The 22,397-nt window shown below is 32.0% G+C and carries 24 protein-coding genes, 2 tRNA genes and 1 rRNA gene; 3 read left to right on the top strand and 24 right to left on the bottom strand.

Annotation, left to right across the window (positions count from 1 at the left end):
* The 19 genes from ACF91D_RS23185 to ACF91D_RS23095 form a co-directional block, all read right to left on the bottom strand.
* Nucleotides 1–66 (bottom strand): 16S ribosomal RNA (locus ACF91D_RS23185); the annotation flags it as partial.
* 139 nt (nucleotides 67–205) lie between these two features.
* A tRNA-Gly gene (locus ACF91D_RS23180) sits at nucleotides 206–279 on the bottom strand.
* 39 nt (nucleotides 280–318) lie between these two features.
* Nucleotides 319–401: transfer RNA gene (locus ACF91D_RS23175), tRNA-Leu, on the bottom strand.
* Between the two features lie 318 nt (nucleotides 402–719).
* Entirely contained in the window at nucleotides 720–1,166 is a 447-nt protein-coding gene (locus ACF91D_RS23170; protein WP_107527558.1) for a SprT family protein, read from the bottom strand.
* Nucleotides 1,159–3,309 (bottom strand): Tex family protein, encoded by a 2,151-nt coding sequence (locus ACF91D_RS23165; protein ID WP_107527559.1) that lies wholly within the window; start codon nucleotides 3,307–3,309, stop codon nucleotides 1,159–1,161. The genes ACF91D_RS23170 and ACF91D_RS23165 overlap by 8 nt, the downstream gene beginning before the upstream one ends.
* A 157-nt stretch (nucleotides 3,310–3,466) precedes the next feature.
* Nucleotides 3,467–4,237, bottom strand: a complete 771-nt coding sequence (sigB, locus tag ACF91D_RS23160; protein ID WP_042739505.1) for an RNA polymerase sigma factor SigB — start codon at nucleotides 4,235–4,237, stop codon at nucleotides 3,467–3,469.
* Entirely contained in the window at nucleotides 4,212–4,694 is a 483-nt protein-coding gene (rsbW, locus tag ACF91D_RS23155; RefSeq protein ID WP_042739506.1) for an anti-sigma B factor RsbW, read from the bottom strand. Before rsbW ends, sigB begins: the two co-directional genes overlap by 26 nt.
* A gap of 1 nt (nucleotide 4,695) precedes the next feature.
* Entirely contained in the window at nucleotides 4,696–5,022 is a 327-nt protein-coding gene (locus tag ACF91D_RS23150) for an anti-sigma factor antagonist (protein ID WP_042739507.1), read from the bottom strand.
* Nucleotides 5,023–5,100: 78 nt separating this feature from the next.
* Nucleotides 5,101–6,102, bottom strand: coding sequence for a SpoIIE family protein phosphatase (locus ACF91D_RS23145; RefSeq protein ID WP_107527560.1), 1,002 nt, complete (start codon nucleotides 6,100–6,102; stop codon nucleotides 5,101–5,103).
* A gap of 373 nt (nucleotides 6,103–6,475) precedes the next feature.
* Nucleotides 6,476–6,838, bottom strand: a complete 363-nt coding sequence (locus ACF91D_RS23140; RefSeq protein WP_042739509.1) for a type II toxin-antitoxin system PemK/MazF family toxin — start codon at nucleotides 6,836–6,838, stop codon at nucleotides 6,476–6,478.
* The gene (gene mazE / locus ACF91D_RS23135; protein WP_042739510.1) at nucleotides 6,835–7,008 is read right to left on the bottom strand and encodes a type II toxin-antitoxin system antitoxin MazE; all 174 of its coding nucleotides are present in this window, start codon (nucleotides 7,006–7,008) and stop codon (nucleotides 6,835–6,837) included. Before mazE ends, ACF91D_RS23140 begins: the two co-directional genes overlap by 4 nt.
* 88 nt (nucleotides 7,009–7,096) lie before the next feature.
* Nucleotides 7,097–8,245, bottom strand: coding sequence for an alanine racemase (alr, locus tag ACF91D_RS23130; RefSeq protein ID WP_107527561.1), 1,149 nt, complete (start codon nucleotides 8,243–8,245; stop codon nucleotides 7,097–7,099).
* 102 nt (nucleotides 8,246–8,347) lie between these two features.
* The gene (gene acpS / locus ACF91D_RS23125) at nucleotides 8,348–8,701 is read right to left on the bottom strand and encodes a holo-ACP synthase (protein WP_107527562.1); all 354 of its coding nucleotides are present in this window, start codon (nucleotides 8,699–8,701) and stop codon (nucleotides 8,348–8,350) included.
* A 21-nt stretch (nucleotides 8,702–8,722) separates the two neighbouring features.
* Entirely contained in the window at nucleotides 8,723–9,214 is a 492-nt protein-coding gene (locus tag ACF91D_RS23120) for a PH domain-containing protein (RefSeq protein WP_107527563.1), read from the bottom strand.
* A complete protein-coding gene (locus ACF91D_RS23115) occupies nucleotides 9,201–10,706 on the bottom strand; it encodes a PH domain-containing protein (protein ID WP_107527564.1) in 1,506 nt (501 codons plus the stop codon). Before ACF91D_RS23115 ends, ACF91D_RS23120 begins: the two co-directional genes overlap by 14 nt.
* Nucleotides 10,699–11,178: a PH domain-containing protein gene (locus tag ACF91D_RS23110; RefSeq protein WP_119624587.1), complete on the bottom strand. Its 480-nt coding sequence runs from the start codon at nucleotides 11,176–11,178 to the stop codon at nucleotides 10,699–10,701. Before ACF91D_RS23110 ends, ACF91D_RS23115 begins: the two co-directional genes overlap by 8 nt.
* Before the next feature lie 214 nt (nucleotides 11,179–11,392).
* Nucleotides 11,393–12,892, bottom strand: a complete 1,500-nt coding sequence (gene cshA, locus ACF91D_RS23105) for a degradosome RNA helicase CshA (RefSeq protein ID WP_042739516.1) — start codon at nucleotides 12,890–12,892, stop codon at nucleotides 11,393–11,395.
* 429 nt (nucleotides 12,893–13,321) lie between these two features.
* Complete coding sequence (locus tag ACF91D_RS23100) at nucleotides 13,322–14,680, bottom strand: UDP-N-acetylmuramoyl-tripeptide--D-alanyl-D-alanine ligase (RefSeq protein ID WP_107527984.1); 1,359 nt, start codon at nucleotides 14,678–14,680, stop codon at nucleotides 13,322–13,324.
* 12 nt (nucleotides 14,681–14,692) lie between these two features.
* Complete coding sequence (locus ACF91D_RS23095; RefSeq protein WP_042739518.1) at nucleotides 14,693–15,763, bottom strand: D-alanine--D-alanine ligase; 1,071 nt, start codon at nucleotides 15,761–15,763, stop codon at nucleotides 14,693–14,695.
* Between the two features lie 272 nt (nucleotides 15,764–16,035).
* On the opposite strand from ACF91D_RS23095, the gene ACF91D_RS23090 reads away from it, so the two are divergent.
* Nucleotides 16,036–17,253: an FtsW/RodA/SpoVE family cell cycle protein gene (locus tag ACF91D_RS23090; RefSeq protein WP_107590203.1), complete on the top strand. Its 1,218-nt coding sequence runs from the start codon at nucleotides 16,036–16,038 to the stop codon at nucleotides 17,251–17,253.
* A gap of 100 nt (nucleotides 17,254–17,353) precedes the next feature.
* On the opposite strand, the gene ACF91D_RS23085 is transcribed toward ACF91D_RS23090, so the two are convergent.
* From ACF91D_RS23085 to csoR, 3 genes are all read right to left on the bottom strand, one after another.
* Nucleotides 17,354–17,494, bottom strand: coding sequence for an Lmo0850 family protein (locus tag ACF91D_RS23085; protein ID WP_107512514.1), 141 nt, complete (start codon nucleotides 17,492–17,494; stop codon nucleotides 17,354–17,356).
* Between the two features lie 214 nt (nucleotides 17,495–17,708).
* Nucleotides 17,709–17,912, bottom strand: a complete 204-nt coding sequence (gene csoZ, locus ACF91D_RS23080; RefSeq protein ID WP_107527438.1) for a putative copper chaperone CsoZ — start codon at nucleotides 17,910–17,912, stop codon at nucleotides 17,709–17,711.
* A 13-nt stretch (nucleotides 17,913–17,925) separates the two neighbouring features.
* The gene (gene csoR / locus ACF91D_RS23075) at nucleotides 17,926–18,219 is read right to left on the bottom strand and encodes a copper-sensing transcriptional repressor CsoR (RefSeq protein WP_042739521.1); all 294 of its coding nucleotides are present in this window, start codon (nucleotides 18,217–18,219) and stop codon (nucleotides 17,926–17,928) included.
* 143 nt (nucleotides 18,220–18,362) lie between these two features.
* Here csoR and cls point away from each other — a divergent pair, with 143 nt between their 5' ends.
* Both cls and ACF91D_RS23065 read left to right on the top strand, forming a co-directional pair.
* Nucleotides 18,363–19,847: a cardiolipin synthase gene (gene cls / locus ACF91D_RS23070; RefSeq protein WP_107590201.1), complete on the top strand. Its 1,485-nt coding sequence runs from the start codon at nucleotides 18,363–18,365 to the stop codon at nucleotides 19,845–19,847.
* 68 nt (nucleotides 19,848–19,915) lie between these two features.
* Nucleotides 19,916–20,578, top strand: a complete 663-nt coding sequence (locus tag ACF91D_RS23065; protein WP_107527436.1) for an HD domain-containing protein — start codon at nucleotides 19,916–19,918, stop codon at nucleotides 20,576–20,578.
* Nucleotides 20,579–20,799: 221 nt separating this feature from the next.
* On the opposite strand, the gene yidC is transcribed toward ACF91D_RS23065, so the two are convergent.
* A complete protein-coding gene (gene yidC / locus ACF91D_RS23060) occupies nucleotides 20,800–21,669 on the bottom strand; it encodes a membrane protein insertase YidC (protein ID WP_042739524.1) in 870 nt (289 codons plus the stop codon).
* Between the two features lie 87 nt (nucleotides 21,670–21,756).
* A complete protein-coding gene (thiE, locus tag ACF91D_RS23055) occupies nucleotides 21,757–22,395 on the bottom strand; it encodes a thiamine phosphate synthase (protein WP_107527435.1) in 639 nt (212 codons plus the stop codon).
* Nucleotides 22,396–22,397 lie beyond the last annotated feature (2 nt).

The following is a 22,397-nucleotide window of genomic DNA, read 5'->3' as shown; positions in this document are numbered from 1 at the left end:
CTCGACTTGCATGTATTAGGCACGCCGCCAGCGTTCATCCTGAGCCAGGATCAAACTCTCCATAAAAAATTATGATGTTTGATTAGCTCATAAAATACTAATTTGTGTTATCATTAACACGTTTTTTGAACCAACGATTATCGTTGTGTTCGGAATTAACGTTGACATATTGCAATTCAGTTTTCAATGTTCATTAATGTATATATGGAGCGGGTGATGGGAATCGAACCCACAACATCAGCTTGGAAGGCTGAGGTTTTGCCATTAAACTACACCCGCAAATTAATAGTGTTAATATATTATTAAGAAGTTATTTGATGCGGCCGAGAGGATTTGAACCTCCACGGGATTACTCCCACTAGGCCCTCAACCTAGCGCGTCTGCCATTCCGCCACGACCGCTTGGCAAAACGGTTCTCTTAAAGTTACAAATATTATTGTAATCTATTTGTAATGCTTTGTCAACAACTTTTTAAATTTGCTTTAACAATGTTTAAGATTTATTAATGTTGTTACTTATTATTTTCGCAACGTTTAATATCTTATAACATATACAAACTATCGTCAACATTTCCACCGAAGAAAATATTGAAATTTGACACTAACTCAAAATATTTTCTCTATTTATTACTATTATCTATAATAACTTGCCTAATAATACTAAAAAACACCATTATCGATATTCCGATAATGGTGTTCTTATAATACACTATTTGTTATTTAACATATTTCAATTAATTTTCCACTACAAATACCACAAACCATCTTTTGAGTATTTACTTTGCGAATCCTTTTAAATTCTGTGCCGCAATGATTACATTGATAAACGTGCTTTACTCGATCTTCATAATTTGTAATTGCAGAACAGTATCTTGGTGCGCCAGTTATCCTACTCAATTCTTTAAAATCTTTATCTCTATGTTGATAACCTTTACCTTCAAGGTGCAAATGATAATGACATAATTCATGTTTGATAATATCAATCACTGCCTTAGTACCATACGTATCAAATTGCTTATTATTCACTTCTATATTATGTGACTTAAGTAAATAACGACCGCCCGTTGTTCGTAATCGCTTATTAAAATAGGCTTTATGCTTAAATTTTTTATTGAACAAATTCTCAGAAATGCTTTCAGTTAACCTTTGCAATTCTTTATTATTCAACTGGATCAATCATCGTTAATGAAACTTTTCCTTTCTTCTCATCAATATCTAATATCCATACATCTACAATATCACCAACACTCACAATATCCATTGGATTTTTAACAAATTTCTTCGATAGTTTAGATACATGTACTAAGCCATCTTGTTTTACTCCTATATCAATAAACGCCCCAAAATCCACAACATTTCTCACTGTACCGCTTAATTTCATATTTTTGGATAAGTCCTCGATAGAAAGTACATCAGATTTTAGAATTGGTGTTTCATAAGCATCACGTGGATCTCTGTTAGGTGCAATAAGTGATTTAGTTATGTCTTCTAATGTTGGTTCTCCAATGTTTAGCCGAGTAGCAATTTCTGCAATATCAATTTTATTTAATGCTTCTTTCAAATTATCTGTTCCTAAATCATCTGTTGATAAATTTAGTTCATTTAAAAGTTGATAAGTCACTTCATAACTCTCTGGATGTATAGATGTATTATCAAGTGGCTCTTGACCATCGACTATTCTTAAAAAACCAATACTTTGTTCAAATGTTTTAGCACCTAATCTTTTAACTTTAGCTATTTCTTTATTATGTTTGATAGCTCCATTTTCTTCGCGATAGTCTATAATATTTTGTGCGATTGAAGCAGACAATCCAGAAACATATTGTAATAATGATTTTGAAGCTGTATTAACATCAACGCCAACTTGGTTAACTGCTGTTTCTACTACAAATGTTAAAGCACCTTCTAATTGTTTTTGGTTAACATCATGTTGATATTGACCTACACCAATTGACTTTGGATCAATTTTAACTAATTCGCTTAATGGATCTTGCACACGTCTACCGATTGATACAGCACTTCTTTCTTCAACCTGAAAGTCAGGAAACTCAGATCTAGCAATTTCTGATGCTGAATATACTGATGCACCCGCTTCATTAACAATGATAAATTGTACATTTAAGTTGTGTGTTTGAATCATGTTGGCAACAAACTGTTCTGTTTCACGACTAGCTGTCCCATTACCAATTGCGATTAATTCTACATCATAGTCTTTTACATATTTTAAAAATGTTTTCTCTGCAGCTTCCACTTTATTTACTGGCGGATGAGGATACATTACGCCTTTAGCAATAAATGTTCCGAAAGGATTAATCACAGCAAGTTTACAACCTGTTCTAAATGCTGGATCTACACCTAGAATTTGCTTACCTTTCATCGGTGGTTGTAGTAACAAGTTTCTTAAGTTTTCGCTGAAGACGTCTATTGCATGCGCTTCTGCTTTCTCTGTCAAATCACCTCTAATTTCTCTTTCAATTGAAGGCATTATCAATCTCTTCAAACTATCTTTAACAGCATCTACAATAAATTCTGTTCCTTCATGCTCTGATGTCACTTCATATTTACGGATATAGTTTTCAATTCCAGTTATATCCATTTCTAGTTTAACGGAAATTACTTTCTCTTTTTCTCCTCGATTAATTGCTAACACACGATGATTCGCTATTTTTTTAATCGGTTCTGAATAATCATAGTACATACTAAAGATTTCTTTTTCATCTTCAGCATTTTTCTTTTTCTGAGTTACCAATTGACCATACATATATGTATCTTTTAAGATTTTCTTTCTATATTTAGGTTCGTCAGATATATGCTCAGCGATAATGTCTTGAGCACCTTGTATCGCTTCGTTAGTATCTTTAACTTCCTCATTTATAAATTGTTGTGCTTTACTCTCAATCGATTCAGTCAATTTTGGTTGCTTTAACCAAATCGCTAATGGTTCTAAACCTTTTCTTTTAGCTTCAGTCGCTCTTGTTTTTTTCTTTTGTTTAAAAGGTCTATACAAATCTTCAACACGTTGTAATTTCGTTTGTTTTAAAATATCTTGCTTTAATTCGTCTGTAAGTAAACCTTGTTCATTAATATTATTAATTACTTCTTCTTTTCTTTTCTGAAGATTAACCATATATTGATATTCATCATCAATTTGTTTAATTTCTACTTCATCTAAACCGCCAGTTTGTTCTTTACGGTAACGTGCAATAAAAGGCACCGTATTTTTATCTTCTAATAATGACAACACCGCATTAATTTGTTGTGTTGTAAAATTATATTTTTCTCTAATAGATTGTATTAAGTTGCTATCCATAGTGTCCTCCAATTGATACATTTTTACGCTTATCTTTATTTTAACACATACTGTATACTACTAAGTTTGTTAACTATAAACCAAAATACTTTAGATGTATTTTACATAAAAAAGAGACAGTGATTCCCTAGATAAAGGTTACTGTCTCTTTTAATTATCATTTATTTGCAGCATCTTGTAACTTTTTAATTGCTGTACGCTGTAGTCTAGAAACATGCATTTGGCTCAAACCAATTCTCTCACCTGTTTCCTTTTGACTCAGTCCTTCAATAAATGTACATTGAATGATTTGTCTTTCACGTTCAGAAAGAATAGGAAGTATTTTTTCTAATATCATGCGTTTTTCTGTTAGATCATAATTATCATCTTGTTGACCCATAATATCGAGTAATGTGACAGTAGAACCATCTTTGTCAGCTTCTATTGAATGGTCAACACTTAAAGCGTTATAGCTTTGTCCCATTTCCATAGCTTCCAATACTTCTTCCTCATTTACTTCCAATCGATCTGCTATTTCTTCAATTGAAGGTGAACGTTCTAACTCATTTGTTAGTTCATCGCTCACTTTTTTTATACGCGGCCCTATTTCTTTTATTCTTCTAGGCACATGTACACTCCATGTTTTATCACGTAAATAACGCTTGATCTCACCAATAACTGTCGGTACTAAAAAAGCTTCAAATTTTCTGTCAAATGACAGGTCAAATCGATTGATAGCTCCTATTAATCCAACCATACCAACCTGAACAAGGTCTTCGTGATGAGATTGACCTTTAGAATATTTATATGCCAATGATTCAATCAACTTTCTATAATGCTTGACTAGTTTATCTTGCGCATCAGTGTGTTCATTATTTTGTTGTTCTTTAATCCATTGGTTTATTTGTTCAGGTGATACATCATTAACTGATTTCGACTCTTTCGCCATTATTTCGCACCTGCTCTTTTTTAATATACTTTATCATACTGATTGTTACACCTGATTGTTTATCGACTGTAACTTCATCCATTAAAGATTCAATTAAAAATAGACCCAGACCACCTTCTCTTAAGAAATCAATATTTTCATCTTCCTTATATGGTCCCAATTTTTCTTTTGTTTCTTCATAATCAAAGCTATCACCTTGATCAGATATAACAATTTTAATTTTGTCGTCAAAGATTTCAAAACATAGGTTAATCATGCCTACGTTATCTGGGTTGTCTTTATATGCATGTTTAACTGCATTAGTTACAGCTTCACTTACGGCAATTTTTGCATCTTCAATATCGTCATATGATGCGCCAGCTCTTGAAAACACTCCAGACAATGTTAGTCGAATTAAACTGACATACTCTGCAGATGCTGGCAAGCGCATTTCAATATAATCTTGTTTTTGTTGCACGTTATTCAACCTCCGTTCCTTCATTAACATGCATCAAATCTTTCAAACCAGTTATATCAAAAAGTCGACTTATACGATCTGAAACACCTAATATATATAGTTCTTTATCGTGTTGGTTTAGCGCTTTTAGCGTTCCAACAAATAATCCTAATCCTGTTGAATCCATATAACTCACATTTTCTAAATTTACATGTATATCATGAGTTCCTTCTTGTCGCATCGGCACTAAGACTTCTTCTAATTCTGGAACAGTATAAACGTCTAGTTCTCCTCCAACTTTTACCTCATAATATGTATCATGAGTTACTGTTTCAATATTAAGATTCATAACATTACACTCCTAATTATAGTCTAATTCCTAATTTTTATACCCTTTAAAAGCAAAACTAACCTAGTCTATTAAAAACTAATTCACTCTTTTTATAATTAATATCGTTAAATCGTCTCGCTTCTCTGGTTTTTGAACTTTTAAAATCGCTTCATATAATAACTGCACGATATCCTGTGGATGCATATGTTTGTATTTATGAATCATATTTAAAAGAATTTCTGTATCCACAAAATCTCCTGATTCATTTCGCACCTCGGTGACGCCATCGGTAAAGATGATTACAAGGTCATCCAAATAAATGGGTATTTCTTGTTGTTTATATCTCGTTTGTTGATTAACACCTAGCACGCGACCACGCACACTTATTTCTTCAAATTCTTCAGTTTCCGCTCGATATATGTAGCCAGGTTCATGTCCTGCCGAACTGCAATATAATAAATGATTTAATTCTTCATATAAGCCATAAAACATCGTCACAAACATATTTTGATTTACATTTTTTTCAACAACACGGTTCAATCGCTTTAAACCATCACTTGGCAATTGTGAATGACCATATGAGTCCATACCAAATTTAATCATACTCATCGCTAGCGCTGCAGGTATACCTTTACCGATAACATCTGCAACAGCAAAACTCATCGTACCATCTTTATGATCAATCAAGTTAAAATAATCGCCACTTACTTTTTGAGCAGCTACTGAAATGACCCCAATTTGTATGCTATCAAACTGAGGTATATCCGTCTTTAACATGGTTTGTTGAAGTCTTGAAGCTAAATCAATTTCTTTATCATGATATTGTAATCGATCAACGAGTCTTTGATAATCTCTATAATTATATCCGAAGCCTCTAACAACTTCTTTAAGCACATTGAATGTTTCTAAAATTTGAGTTTCACTTAATTCCAACTTTTTAACATAGTCTTTATGAATTTGTACGACGTCTTCAGGCAAAAGATCTTTTTTTATGATTTCATTTGTGAAGACTTCCGTCTTTTTTAGTAATTCAGTACTATCTGTTGTATGTAAACTCTCATCAATTAGCGCTTTATATTGATTTTTGAATTCTTCCACGTGGTAATTCCTCCTCAAAATGCAAATATAAATCGCATACATCGCCTTTTAACATATCTAAAAAGTAATTATGTATGTATAACTCTTAAATACATCGATATTTAATTATTTATTATAAATCATCCGAATATATTATCACAAACATATCAGTTTATTTTTTAATATTTTATTTATAAATAAGTAATAAAAAAGCTTTAGGATAACCTAAAGCTTTTAAACTTTGACATCCTTTCATAAGTCATATCTACAATAATTTAAATATGCAATCTGAAAGATTACATTTATTCTTACAATTAAGTGTTTATTGCATTCTATAGAGACTAGATGTCTATACTTCATTATTTTGTTGACCTATTTAATAAACTTATTATAACTAAGGCTTGTGGTTTCTTACATTATGTAGGCCTAAGCTAATGTCAATGGCATAATTAACTTCTTTCATCTTCTCTTCAGAAAGATATGTTAACTTTTCCTTTAACCTTTTCTTGTCTAAAGTTCTTATTTGCTCAAGCAAAATCACCGAATCTTTATCAAGTTTATATTTACTTTTTTCTATTTCTACATGTGTAGGTATTTTAGCTTTATTTATCCTACCTGTAATTGCCGCAACAATTACGGTAGGACTATATTTATTTCCAGTATCATTCTGTATGATAACTACAGGTCTAATTCCCCCTTGTTCAGACCCTTGAACTGGTGATAAATCAGCTAAATAGACGTCTCCTCTTCTCATCATTCATTGTTATTCTTAGAGCTGATATAAATTTCATTGCAATCACAAGCTTCACATTCAAATGGAAAAGCTTCTGCTGCAAGGGAGAGGTTTAAATCGGCCATCTGAGAATAACCTTCTTTTAGTAGTTGTTCTATGCTATTATGATTTCTGCTTTGCGTGATACTTACCATGAATAAAGACCTCCATGTGACTAAAAATAGAATATATTATGTTTACTTGTTAGATATATAATAACAAATTTTAAATACAGTGACTATACTATTTTAGTAATTCATTATTTATTTCTACGACTTCAGTCCCATGATATATTCGTGGCAATCTTCTATTTAAGTTACAAAGCACCTCATAATTAATTGTATGTTGTTGTCGTGCCAATGCTTCAGCTGATTGTGGTGTATCTACATGATGATCCATTAAAATCACCTTATCTCCTACTTTAATTTCGGCTGGCACTTTAATGATAATTTGATCCATGCAAACTTTTCCAATCACTTCACACTGATGACCATTTACATTGACATAAGCCCCAGACATTAACCTTGGATAACCATCTGCATAGCCTACAGGGATAATTCCAATTTCAGTAGGTTCTGTAGCAGTATATATACTGCCATAACTCACCGATTCTCCTGGTTGCAATACTTTTCGCTGTACTACCTCACTAATCCATTGCGCACTCGGTTTTAAATGTACTTTAACATTATCTTTGACATAATGTGATGGATAATAACCATATAGTGATATACCAATTCTAACTGCATTACAAAATTGGGTATCTTTCATTAATGCACCTGCTGAATTTTGAGAGTGAATAAATTCTGGTTTACGGGCTTGATTAACCATTTCCTCAAATAGATTTTGTTGTTGATTCATAGAGTCTCCTGGTTCATCTGCACAAGCAAAATGAGTAAATACCCCTTCAAAAATTAAGTGTTCATGGGTATCAATCGTTTCAATAATCTTCTTATATTCTGATACGTCTTTCACACCTAATCTGCCCATACCTGTATCAAGCTTAACATGGAACCATTGATCCTTTTCATTTTCTTTTGGAAGGTTTGTTATGACTTCATCTAGCCATGCTTTTGAAGGCACTGTTACAGCAACTCGATGTTGTAATGCTTTATTAATATCCGCAGTTGGAATAACGCCAAGTACGAGTAATTTAGCATTGATACCATGCATACGTAATTCAATTGCTTCATCTAATGTAGCTACTGCAAAAAATTCCGCACCATTTTTCATGAGTTGACGTGCAATCGGTAAACTCCCTAATCCATAGCCATTTGCTTTAACTACTGGGATAACCGTTTTAGTTGGATGTAATTTTTGAAACACTTGAAAATTCGAAACAATTGCATTTAAATCAACATTCACATAGGTTGATCTATAATACTTATCGGACATAAAGCATTAACCTCCTGTTTTGATAAAATAAAATTTCCTACATATATTAAAACAATTTTATAACAAGCTTGATGAGATATCCAAATTAAAAATACTAACTTTTTATTTTTTTTCGAGTATCACTTGGCTCATAGCATAATGCTCTGTATGCGTTATACTAACATGAACATAAAAACCGTCATATGCAATGGTTGGTTTCCCAAATTCATCGTTAACACAGTCAATATCATTTAGAGCAATGGTTTTACCGAGTCCAGTACCCAACGCTTTACTAAAGGCTTCTTTACATGCAAACCGCCCTGCTAAAAACTCCATCTTTCTCGGTTCATGACTAAAACTATGAAACGTTGCTTGTTCATTTATAGTCAATACACGCTCAACAAGCTTCTTCTGATGGTGATAAAGTTGAGTGATTCTATCAATCTCAATCAAATCGACACCAATACCATATATCATTTTCACATCACCTATAATATTTTATTGTATTTCTGAATTCATGTTATGTTGTTGCTTTATCATTGCTTTAATTTTGTCTGCTTCTTGAATATCAATTAATTTAATTTCTTTATTTCCACCTGCAGTTGATAACGTTAACGTTGCTAAATTATATTTTCTCATAATCATACCTCTATGAGTATCTACGTTTTGTATTCTAAATAAAGGTATTGCATATCTTTTTTTAAACCATAACCCTTTTTTTATAGTTACTGTCTCATTATCGATTTTATATTCAAAAATTTTATAGTAAATCAATGGTAGAAACACCACACCATAAATGAAAAATAGAACAGATATAATTAACATGAACACTAAAATAAAAATACTCACTTTGACTGTAACCCAGGATAACCACCATTTATTTACAATAAAAAGTGCTATGGAAATAACAATAAATATACAAAACCATATACCAAAGTTCAAGCGAATCGCCTGTTTACTTGCTTCGGCCATATGTTTATATTGATTCATGCTCTTCCCTCCTTAAGTACCATTCTTTTAATGCCTCTACATGTTCTTGTTTATTATATTTCAAACCTATCTCCTGTTTACCGCTTGCTTTTGCAATAATAAAAACAAAATTCATCAATTGCTTCCTTGCTAGAAACGGATTACGCTTTAATTCCATACCCAATAATTTATCGTGCTTAAAGTAAGTTGTTTTAAAACCGAATAGTTTTGTATTTTTTATAACTAACTCATCTCCATCAAGCGTATAACCTGATTTTTTTATTACAATAATACTATGCAACGCCAATATAGCAATAATAAATAGTGCTAAATAAACTGGCCATACTTGCCAAAAATATGCCACAATTATACTACTGATTAATAGAATTAGAGATTGAATCCAGAAGTATCTATGATAACCACTCCACGGCATCCCTTGTTGAACAGACTGAAATTTCATATTTGGCATTAATGGCTTAATAATTTCATATGCCTTTTGTTGTTTGATAAAGGGTAACACTGTCACATTACCATTTAATGTCACATCATCTTTATCAAAGTCATCCATATCGCTTGTAATCGTAAAATGTATAGAGGTATAGCCAAACATCTTTCTTAAAAATGATTGTTTTTCTACTACGGCTTGCACACGATTAATTGGTACTGTAATGTTTTTAACATTAAATAAGCCATATGAAATGTTTAATTGTTGATCACTTTCCGTGACAGTGTAATTAAAGTTTTTAAATATCACAATTATAGTTCCTACTATGTAACTCAGCAATAAAATAATACCAACAATAATTAAAACAATTACAAAGATAGCTTGGCTTATATGAGATAATTCACTGTTTAGCCATTCCCATGGTAATTTATCAGAAAGTGAGCCAATGATTGGAGATAATGTTGCAAACGCTACGCCAATTGCACCACTTGTCAGAGCCATTAACAGTAACTCTTTAAATGATAATTTATATAATTGTTGATGTGACGTTTGTTGTTTTGAATCAGAGACATGTTGTTGTGTCGGTTCATTTTGCTCTATTTCTTGATGATTTGCCAGTAAGTTTTGTTGTGCTTGTCGCAACTCACTTTGTATTAAAGTACTTTGTTGCTTCGACACTGTTTCTAAATCAATACCGTCACTTGGCGTTTTGATTTGAATTTTGACTCCGCCTACGATTTGATTAATCAAACTTTGGGATGTATCCATTGATTGGATTCTTCTGATATTTAATTCTTTTCTTTCCTTAGTAAACACGCCGGTATCCAATATAAAGTGATCGTCCTCGATCCAATATCGTGTGTTATATACCTTTACCGCACGAAATAAGAATGAAATTATAAATATAAGCGAAACAATACCTGGATATATGTATGACTTAAAATCCGTAAAATCAAAATTTTTCAAATTAAAAATTAAGAAAATAATGACTAAAATAATATTTTCTTTTATTGCCTGTATTACACCTGTTAAATAAGAAATGGGATGAAGTTTTTGCGGTTTATACATCTGAATCCACTCCTTCTAAATAATTCATAGCTAACGCTTCAAAAGCCAAAGCATCGCTAACGTTCATTAAAGGAAACACTATTTCATGACCAGCAGTTACTATTGTCAACTTAGCTATTCCCCAGCGCTTTAAAAGTGGGTTACTCGCAATTTCCAGAAATTGAATACGCTCTAACTTAACATATTTAGCTGATTTAAAATAAAATGATTGATTAACTTGTACATAATGTTCATTAATACTATAGAACATGTATCTATATTTTATCCAAGGTATAGTGAGCATATAAATAAAACTGATAACGATTAAACCAATAAATACATAAATTAAAAAATGCCACCAGTTAAAGTGCTGCCATAAATAAATCAACGCCAATATGACAACTAAACCTATAAGAAACGAGAGCCCTTCGCATATATATAAATATGTTTTTGCACGCTTAGGACTACGTACAAATTCAGATAACTCTGCCATTGTTACACTCCTTTATATTGTTTTCAATTTATTATAACATAGCAACTTTAATCATTTTAGTAAACAATCAATTTTTAAATTAATGCTAAAACAATTTAATAATATTGCTTATTAATAGCAAATTTCCTTCATGTTTTTTAAGGTAAGAACAAAAAAATCATCCCATTATTAATGGGATGATTAAACCTAAAGTTCATATATGGTCATGTTCGTTTTATTTCTTGTGGTCAGCGAAAGTTCTACCTTTCATTGACTTTTTATTATTATTTCGATCGTTTGAGCGATCGTTTTTCTTCTTATTATAACCGCCTTTTGAACGACGATTTTTGTTATCAAATTTATTACCGCGTTTATTGTTACCACGTTTTGGACCTTTACTTTGTCTGTTTTTACGAGAAAGTGGTTTTTCAAATGTTAATTGTACATCTACATCATCATTTGATTCCACTAATTCTTGTAATAACGCAGCTACTAAGTTAACGTCACTATATTCTTCAATTAATTCTGAAGCAATACGTTGTAATCGTGGTTCACTATCACGTGACATCCATTTTTGGACTTTACCTTTAATATCACTTTCACGCGCTTTTAATACTTCTTTACGATGTGGTGGTCTTAACGCTTGCATTTGACGTTTATTTGTTTGTTCAATTTGGCGGATATAATCCATCTCAATTGGATTAACAAATGTAATCGCAATACCTTCTTTACCTGCACGACCAGTACGTCCTATTCTATGTGTATAACTTTCTGTATCTTGAGGAATATCAAAGTTATATACATGACTTACACCAGAAATATCTAATCCTCTTGCTGCTACATCTGTCGCAACTAAAATGTCTAATTGATCGTTTTTGAATTTTTTAAGTACTTCTAAACGTTTAGCTTGTGTAATATCACCATGTAATCCTTCAGCTTTATAACCTTTAGAAATCAATGCACTTGTCAATTCATCTACACGGCGTTTCGTACGGCCGAATACAATAGCAAGCTCTGGTTGATGGACATCTAAGAAATTCGTAAATGTATCAAATTTTTCTAATTCTTTTACAATAGTATAGAATTCTTCAATTTGAGGATTTGAATTTTCATTATTCATCGTTTTAACAATTGATGGTGATTTCATAAATTGTTGAACTAACGTTTGAATTGCTTTAGGCATCGTTGCCGAGAATAGCATTGTTTGACGTTGTGAAGCAGGAATCTTATCCATGATAAATTTCATATCATCGATAAAGCCCATGTTCATCATTTCATCTGCTTCATCTAAGATTAATGTGTGAATATCGTTTGTTTTTAATGTACGACGATTTAAATGGTCAATCACTCGTCCTGGTGTACCAACCACGATTTGAGGGCCTTTTTTAAGTGCTTTGATTTGACGGTCGATCGGCATACCACCAAATACAGTAACGACTTGAACGTTAAGTCCTTTACTAAATTCTTTAATTGATTCGGCTACTTGCATCGCTAACTCTCTTGTAGGAGCTAAGATTAAAGCTTGGACGCCTTCTTTACCCATTACTTTTTCGATTAATGGAATACCAAACGCACCAGTTTTCCCTGTACCTGTTTGTGCTTGGCCAAGAACGTCTTTACCTTCTAAGGCAAGAGGGATACTATCTTTTTGTATAGGTGTGGCCTCAGTAAACCCAATAGATTCTAGGGTTTCAACTACCTTATCCGAGATCCCTAATTCTTTAAAATTTTGCAATATAATTCTCCTTTATTTATCTGTATTTCAATACATATATGTTCACTTAAGTTTCTTCAACTTCTTAATAGTACCACCTCAAGTGTATAATCGCAATAAACCAAATTTCATAATAGAACGTAAATAACTCATAAAAATAAATAATACAATTTTAAAAATGTTGTAAGATATAGGTTGTAAGCGTTTGATTAATATTTTATCGAAGAAGATTATCTTTTGAAAAAAAGTTGTTACTGAAGATGATTTACCAAACAAGTGTTACATACAATAGTTTTATTACCTCTATTTTTTAAAAATCTAATAAGAATATCCTATTATCGAAGTATCACATACTATTTTCACAACAAAAAAGCTAACCGACTTTACACGTGTCGATTAGCTTTTCATTATAAAATAGCAAGAAAGACTTAAATTGATATTAAATTAAAACTATTTTAAGGCTTCAACAACCTCTTCTAATTTCATTCCTCTTGAACCTTTGACTAAAATTTTATCTGCTGGTTCTTTATAAGCTTTAAGTTCATTAATCAACGCTTGCTTATCTTCGAAGTGTTGTGCTTCTTGAACAAAGCCTTTACCACTATCATGAATATAATTGGCTTCTGTTCCAAATGTAAACAATGCAGTTATTCCTTTGTCAGCTAGATATTGTCCAACCGCTTCATGCATTAATTTACTGTCTGCACCTAACTCTAAGACATCTGCAAGAACAAGAATTTTTCTACCATCCATTCCAGACAACGTATCAATAGCTGCTTTCATACTTGTTGGACTAGCGTTATATGCATCATTGATTAACAATGTTCCATCTGTTAAATGATGTTGTTCCATTCTCATACCCGTTAATTGGACTGCCTTTAAATTATTATAGATTTGAGCGTAACTTAAATTCAAATGCTTACCAACTGCAATAGCTATGCTCGCATTTTTCATATTATGTTCACCTAAAATAGGTAACTCATAACTTTCAGAACCATTAATTTCAAAGGTAATACCACTATCTTTCACTTCTTTAATTTGGCAAGTTAATTTGTTGTCATTACCTTTACCAATACTGATTTGCTCACAATCAGTCAGTGTTTTCACATGAGGAACAAGTAGAGGTTCATCTCCATCATATATGAAAAGTCCTCCTGACTCTAAACCGATGGCGATTTCTGATTTAGCTTGCGCAATACCTTCGCGTGATCCTAAATCTTGCATGTGAGACTCACCAATATTAGTGATTATAGCAATATCTGGCGTTGCTAAAAGTGATAAGCTTTCAATTTCATGGAAACCTGACATGCCCATTTCTAAGATTGAAATTTCTGTATCAATATCTAATTCCAGTATCGTCAATGGCAAGCCAATTTCATTATTATAATTTCCTTGTGTTTTTTTCACTTTAAATTGAGGTTTTAATACACTTTCAATCATATCTTTAGTTGTCGTCTTACCATTAGATCCAGTTACTGCAATAACTTTTGGATTCACAAAATCCAAATACGCTTTTGCTAACTGTTGTAATGCAACTAATGTATCTTCAACCCAAATGATTGGACCATCGACATCATTATTGTCTAATGGTACACCCTTCTGATAAAAGGCAGCACCTGCACCATCCTTTAAGGCTTGCGGTACAAATTTATGACCATCTACATGTTCACCTTTAAAAGGAATAAATAAATTTTGTTCATTGATTACACGTGAATCAATACTAACACCACGAATCGTATAATCTAGGTATTCATTATCAATTTCACAAGGTATCCAATCTTGGACTTGTTCTAAAGTTACTTCAATCATGATTTATTCGCCTCAATCAATGTTATATTTATTTTGTTGTTTGTCTGCATGCTTTTCTTTAGCTAATTCTATCAATTTCTTAATTAAATCAGAATATGACAGCCCCATATTTTCCCATAAACTTGGGTACATACTGTATGCTGTAAATCCTGGCATAGCATTCGTTTCATTGATAAAGATTTGATTATCCTCTGTCACAAAGAAATCTGCACGTAATAACCCAGAACAGTCAGTTGCTTTAAAGGCTTCAACTGCCATGTTTCTCAATGTCATTTGAACTTCTTCATCTAAATCTGCAGGAATATCTAGTTTGATCTTACCATCTTTATATTTCGCTTTATAATCGTAAAATGCTACATCTTTAATTACTTCACCTGGCCATGTTGTTTCAGGGTAATCATTACCTAATACTGCTACTTCGATTTCTCTCGCTTCGATACCTTGTTCAATCACCAATTTACGGTCAAATTGGAAGGCTTCTTCAATACCTTGCTTTAATTCAGCTTCATTATTACATTTACTGATACCTACACTTGATCCTAGGTTTGCTGGTTTAACAAACACTGGGAATTCTAATTTATCATGCACAAGTTTTAAAATATTGTGTTGATACTTATTATATTCACTTCTTAAAAAGCTCACATACGGTAATTGTGGTAAGCCTCTATGTTCAAATAACTGTTTCATTACAAGTTTATCCATTGAACTAGACGCTGCAAGTACACCATTTCCTACATATGGTAGGTCTAATACTTCAAATAAACCTTGTATCGTTCCATCTTCTCCATTTGGTCCATGTAATAATGGAAATACTGCGCTATATTTTTCTCCAGAACTTCCAACACCTAATAATTGAGAAATTTCGCCTGCAGATATATCAGATAAACGTAAAGTGTCTATGTCAGTAATTGAATCTACAATGTTTTCTTTCTTTTTCCAGTCACCATCATTAGTGATGTATATAATGTCTACTTGATACTGCTCTTTATCAATTGCGTTCAAGACATTTTGTGCTGTCAAAATTGAAACATCATGTTCTGCACTTTTCCCTCCGTATACGATACACACATTTTCCTTAGCCATAATTTTGCCTCCATATACAATTCTTAAACTACATCATATCACGACTTAATAGTCTTTTGCATTTGTTAAGTGGTATAACAATAGATTATTTTTCATTTTATTAAATAGAACTTCATTAAATGTATTGCTCACCATATTTTACCGTTTTATGTGGCTTAAATCTATAATAATTATATTTTGAGACCCCTACTTCTAGCAAAATATTTTAAAATTCGGTAAAATCGACATATGATACATAGATAGAGAAATTTAGCTTTTTAAAGGAGTAGGAAATGAGTAGTACTTCACGTCAATTAAAAAAGAATCATTGGATACGTCGTATAGACTGGAAACTCGTCGCAATTCTCGCTCTATTAGCAATCATAAGTGTATCAATCATACACTCTGCTATGGGTGGCGGGCAATATAGCGCCAATTTCAGTATCAGACAAATTTTGTATTACGTATTCGGTGGGATAATTGCTGGCTTAATTATGCTAATATCACCTAAAAAGTTGATGAAATATACATACTTATTATATTTCATACTTTGCATCGGTCTTTTTATTCTCATTATTATTCCAGAGACACCGTTTACCCCAATCATCAATGGTGCAAAAAGTTGGTATAAATTTGGACCAATCAGCATTCAACCTTCAGAATTTATGAAAGTCGTGTTGATCTTAGTTTTAGCCAAATTAATATCTAAACACAACCAATTTACCTTTAATCGCACGATAGAAACTGACTTTAAATTATTATTTAAAATTATTGGTGTTTCTATTATTCCAATGGGCTTAATATTATTACAAAATGACTTAGGAACAACATTAGTCATTTGTGCCATTATTGTAGGTGTAATTATCGTAAGTGGTATTTCTTGGAGAATATTAGCACCCTTGTTTATAGCAATGTTTGTACTAGGCTCTTCGATAATACTTTCTATTATTTATAAACCTTCATTGATAGAAAGTGTACTCGGCATAAAGACCTATCAATTGGGTAGAATTAGTTCATGGTTAGATCCTTACACTTATAGCAGTGGTGATGGCTATCATTTAACAGAATCGTTGAAAGCCATTGGTTCGGGTCAACTTTTTGGAAAAGGCTTCAATCACGGCGAAGTATATATACCAGAGAACCATACAGACTTTATTTTTTCAGTTATTGGTGAAGAATTTGGCTTTATTGGTTCGGTAATATTATTGCTTGTATATTTAGCACTTATTTTCCACCTAATCCGATTAGCTAGTAAAATTGAAATGCCATTTAGTAAACTATTTATTATCGGATATGTAGCATTAATCTTATTCCATGTCTTACAAAATATAGGCATGACAATTCAGCTATTACCAATTACTGGTATTCCGTTACCATTTATTAGTTACGGTGGTAGTTCATTATGGAGTCTCATGTGTGGCGTTGGTGTCTTGCTATCAATCACGTATCATCAGCCAAAGCAATACACACCAAGTACAAGTACTGAACAACAACCATTAGCGCACACATAAACAAACATGAAAATAGCCATGAGATAATCAATACATTATCTCATGGCTATTTCTATAAAAAAAACGACGAGAGCGTTGCTCCAATCGTTTTAATAGGTGACTATTTCAATTCGTTAGCGGTTTTAACAGTAGCTGGTAAAGTATGCATCACTTCAAATCTTGATTTGGTCTTCTTAATGTTTACCCCTAATGATGATAATAGTTTAACTACATTTTGAATTTTTTGGTTATCCTTATTCATATCATCACCCCTAACTTTCAAGCTTCTACTTCATATTACCCGATTTATATAACAATTACCACATTATATTCAATTTTTTTTAATTAAATATTGTGATTAGTATAAAAATAGACATAATTAATTAGCTTTAAAGTTAAGTTGTAAAAAATAACCTCATAAACTTTATCCAAAACAATTTTATTATGATTGTTAACTACTATTTATTGTTAATAGTTTACAATACAGTATATCCTAAATCGTAAACTGCTTTTTCTAAATTATTTAAACTTGCAGGTGTTTCAAATTTTATTGTAATGACATGCTCATCGGTATCCATTTGGACTGACTTGACACCATCAATTTCAGTCAAAGTCTGATTTAATAATTCTAATTTAGTTTGATCATTTAATTCACTAACTTGTACGCTTTTTGTTTGCACTGCTATTCCCTCTCTAATCTTTCATTAACTTTTGAAATGTAACTAATAATTCTTCCATCGCTTCTTCTTGTTGTCCTTGATTGACCTTATCCATAATACAACTCTTCATATGATGGTCTAATAATTTCGTCGCGACACTATTTAAGGCAGAACGCGTTGCTCTAATCTGAGTTAATACATCATCACAATACACATCTTCATCAATCATTCTATTAATTGCGCGCACTTGTCCTTCAATTCGGTTTAATCGTGATTTCAAATTAGATTTTGTTTGCTCTGAATGATGCGCAGTTTCTGTCTCTTTCATAAATATACGCCTCCATTTTTCAATTCAAAAATATATTATACCCCTAATAGGTATAAGTCAAGTGATAAACCTAACTGAGCATGTTACAATAATTAAGACTTTTATAATTTTCAATAAATATTGAGTTAGTGTGGAGGTTTAATATGATAGATATATTTTCTTTAACTTTTTACCATACAAATGTAGTCATTAATGTTATTTTAATTAGTGCATTTATATTAAACCTTATCTTTGCTTTCACAATCATTTTTATGGAACGTCGCTCTGCAGGTTCCATATGGGCATGGATTTTAGTATTACTGCTCTTGCCTATACTCGGTTTTATTATTTATTTACTATTTGGACGTCAAATACAAAGAGAACGTATTTTCTCTTTAGATGAAGAAGACAAAGTCGGTATAGAAATGATTGTAAATGAACAATTAGAAGCTTTGAAAAATGATGAATTTTCAAAAGGTAATCATCAAATTGTTAAGTTTAAAGATATGGTACAAATGCTCCTCTATAACAATGCAGCCTTTTTGACGACTGACAATGATATTCAAGTATTTACTGATGGTAAAGAAAAATTTGATAGTTTAATTAACGATATATATAATGCGAAGGATTATATACATATCCAATATTACATCTTCAGAAATGACGACTTAGGAAAGCGTATACTGACAGCATTAGAGCATAAACTAGATGAAGGTCTTGAAGTGAAAATGCTATATGATGATATGGGATCTAGACGATTATCTATCAAAGACTTTAAAGCATTTCGCAAAAAGGGTGGCCATGTCGAAGCATTTTTCCCTTCAAAATTACCTTTAATTAATCTCCGAATGAATAATAGAAATCACCGTAAAATTGTAATAATTGATGGTCACATTGGCTATGTGGGTGGCTTTAATGTTGGTGATGAGTATCTTGGTTTAAAAAAGAAATTCGGTTATTGGAGAGATACACATTTGAAAATCGTTGGAGATGCGGTTAATGCATTGCAATTAAGATTTATGTTGGACTGGAACGCGCAATCCACAAGAGATAATTTGAAATATGCTGAGAAATACTTTCCAGATGTCGATTCTGGTGGCAGTAAAGGGATTCAAATAGCTTCTAGTGGCCCAGATGAGACATGGGAACAGATTAAATATGGCTATTTAAAAATGATTTCTTCAGCAAAAAAATCAATCTATTTACAATCACCATACTTTATTCCCGATCAAGCATTCCTAGATGCTATCAAAATTGCATCTTTAGGTGGCGTTGATGTTAATGTAATGATACCGAATAAGCCAGATCATCCATTCGTCTATTGGGCAACTTATAATAATGTAGCATCTTTACTAGATGCTGGAGTGAATATTTATCAGTATCAACATGGTTTTTTACATTCTAAGACATTAATTATAGATGAAGAAGTAGCTAGTGTAGGTACAGCTAATATGGACCATCGTAGTTTCACTTTAAACTTTGAAGTAAATGCATTTATTTATGATACTGAAATTGCACAATTACTAAAAGATGCATTTGAACATGATTTAAAGGTATCAACCAAACTGACTCAATCTATTTACGACAAACGTGGATTATGGGTTAAATTCAAAGAGAGTATTTCTCAATTATTGTCCCCCATTTTATAGAAATCTGATAATCTAAAGTAGTGATTGAATCATTACTTTAGATTTATTATTTTAAGGAGTTCGTTTAAATGGATTATTTTGAACAAATCAAACATGCTAAAGCTTATATGTATCAGTTTCATAAAAATGATACCACTGGTCATGATGTAGCACATGTCGAACGTGTCTTACATTTAGCAAGGTATATTGCTGACTCTGAACAAACTGGAAACAAAATCATTATCGAGTTAGCTAGCTTGTTACATGATACTGTAGATGACAAACTTACCAATCAATCTGAAGGGTTAGTAGCATTAACTAATTTTCTACAACAATTACAACTCACTTCTCATCAACAACAACACATATTACATATCATCAATCATATGAGTTATAAAGATGGCAAAAATAATGCAGTTCAATTATCAATTGAAGGACAAATTGTCAGAGATGCTGATCGATTAGATGCCCTCGGCGCTATCGGTATCGCACGTACCTTCCAATTTGCTGGACACTTTGGAGAACCTATGTGGCAAACATCTACAATAGACACAAATGCCGAAAACGCACAGCAAATACCACATATCAATGATATTATGCATAGCCCTCCATCTGCTATTAAGCATTTTTATGACAAATTATTCAAATTGAAAGATTTAATGCATACGCAGACCGCAAAGAAACTAGCAGAAGAAAGACATATTTATATGGAAAGTTTTGTTAAACAATTTTTTCAAGAATGGTATTTCTAACTCATTTATAAATACATTCAAAATTAATATATACATCATGCTTCGACACGCTATTTTTATATGATTAAATATACGAGATTACAAAACATCATATTGTAAAAAATAAAAGCCAGTAAATGAATGGATACACTCATTTACTGGCTATATTTTAGGATTTATATCCTTGAATTTGTTAATTAATCAATAGATATAAATCTCTAATACTTCACATTTATTATATTTTATTTCTTTTTATTTTTCTTTGATACTACCTGTGTGTTCCCTGCTTTTTTACCAGAAGTTTCTTTGTTTTTACTCATTGCTTCAATCATTGGTGCAACTTCTTTTTTAGCAAGTTTAGAGTAGTACATATTAGCCAATTGTGTTTGTACAATTAAGAATGCCGCACTGACTGACCAATATAATCCTAATGCTGATGCTGAACTTAATGAAATCCAAACGATCATAATTGGTGAAATGATCATCATCATATAACCCATTTGTCTTTGTTCATTTGGCATACTCTTACTAGAAACAAATGCTTGTAAGAAGTATAATATTCCGGCAATTATCGTAATCCAAATATCTGGATGTGATAAGTTAAACCATAAGAAATTAGGATGTTCAGTAAATCCACCCTTAGAAGGATATTTTAATACGAAGAATAATCCCATGATGATAGGCATTTGAATTAACATCGGTAAACAACCTAACATACTCTTCATTGGATTCATATCATATTTCTTATAAACTTCCATCATTTCTTGGTTTGCTGCCATTTTTTCTTCTTGTGTGCGTGAGCGTTTAACTTTTTCTTGAATTGCGTCGATATCTGGCTTTGCAACTTTCATTTTTTCACGCATCATATGACTATTTTTATAGTTAGATAGCATGAATGGTAATAATACGACACGGATTGCTAATACAAGTACAATGATTGCTAGACCGTAGTCATTGTTAAAACTTGATCCTAGCCAATGAATAAGTTTATCCATTGGTTCTACAAATGTATTAAAGAAAAATCCGTCTCTGTTTTCAGGTTTTGAATAGTCACAGCCTGCTAAAAAGACCATTACACCTAAAAGCAAAGGTAGTAGCGCTTTCTTCTTCATTTTTCCACCTCTAATGATTTATTCACATAGAATTTATTTTATCATACTCAAAGAGAAGTAGAAATCAAAAACAGTGAATTTTATATATTATTCAACAGTTTGTAAAAATTGTCGAACAGTATTTGAAACTGAACTACTTTGAGCAATAGCAGAAATCACTGAAACGCCATCTGCGCCATGCTGCATAATTGTATTTGTATTATCTATTTGTATACCACCTATTGCCACAATTGGTAAATCTCCAACATGTGCACGTAAAATTGGTATCATTGAAGGACCTACCGGTGCATTAGCATCCTTTTTAGATGAGGTTTGATACATCGGACCAACACCAATATAATCAACATGTGTAAGGTCAGATTGTTGATATTCATCTTCATCACCTATGCTCAAACCAATAATTTTATCTTGAAACTGAGTTGCAAATACATTAACTGACTGATCATCTTGTCCAACATGTACACCATCCGCATCGATTTTACGAGCTAGTTCAATATCATCATTAACTATAAATGGAACATTGTAAGCACGACATAATTCTAATAATTCTATTGCAAGTTTTTCTTTATCATTCCCTCTTAGAGCTGTAGCACCCTTTTCTCTAAATTGGAACATCGTTATACCCGCACTTAAAGCTTCCTTTAATACATGCTGAATCGTAGTTGCTTCTGGAATATCTTGTGTCCCACATATAAAATATAATTTTAATTGTTGTTTATCAAACATCC

This window comes from Staphylococcus sp. 231237_7MaSpsaltlick (assembly GCF_043107035.1).
The sequence above is the reverse complement of the archived record's forward strand: the minus strand, read 5'-3'. Positions and strand labels throughout refer to the sequence as shown.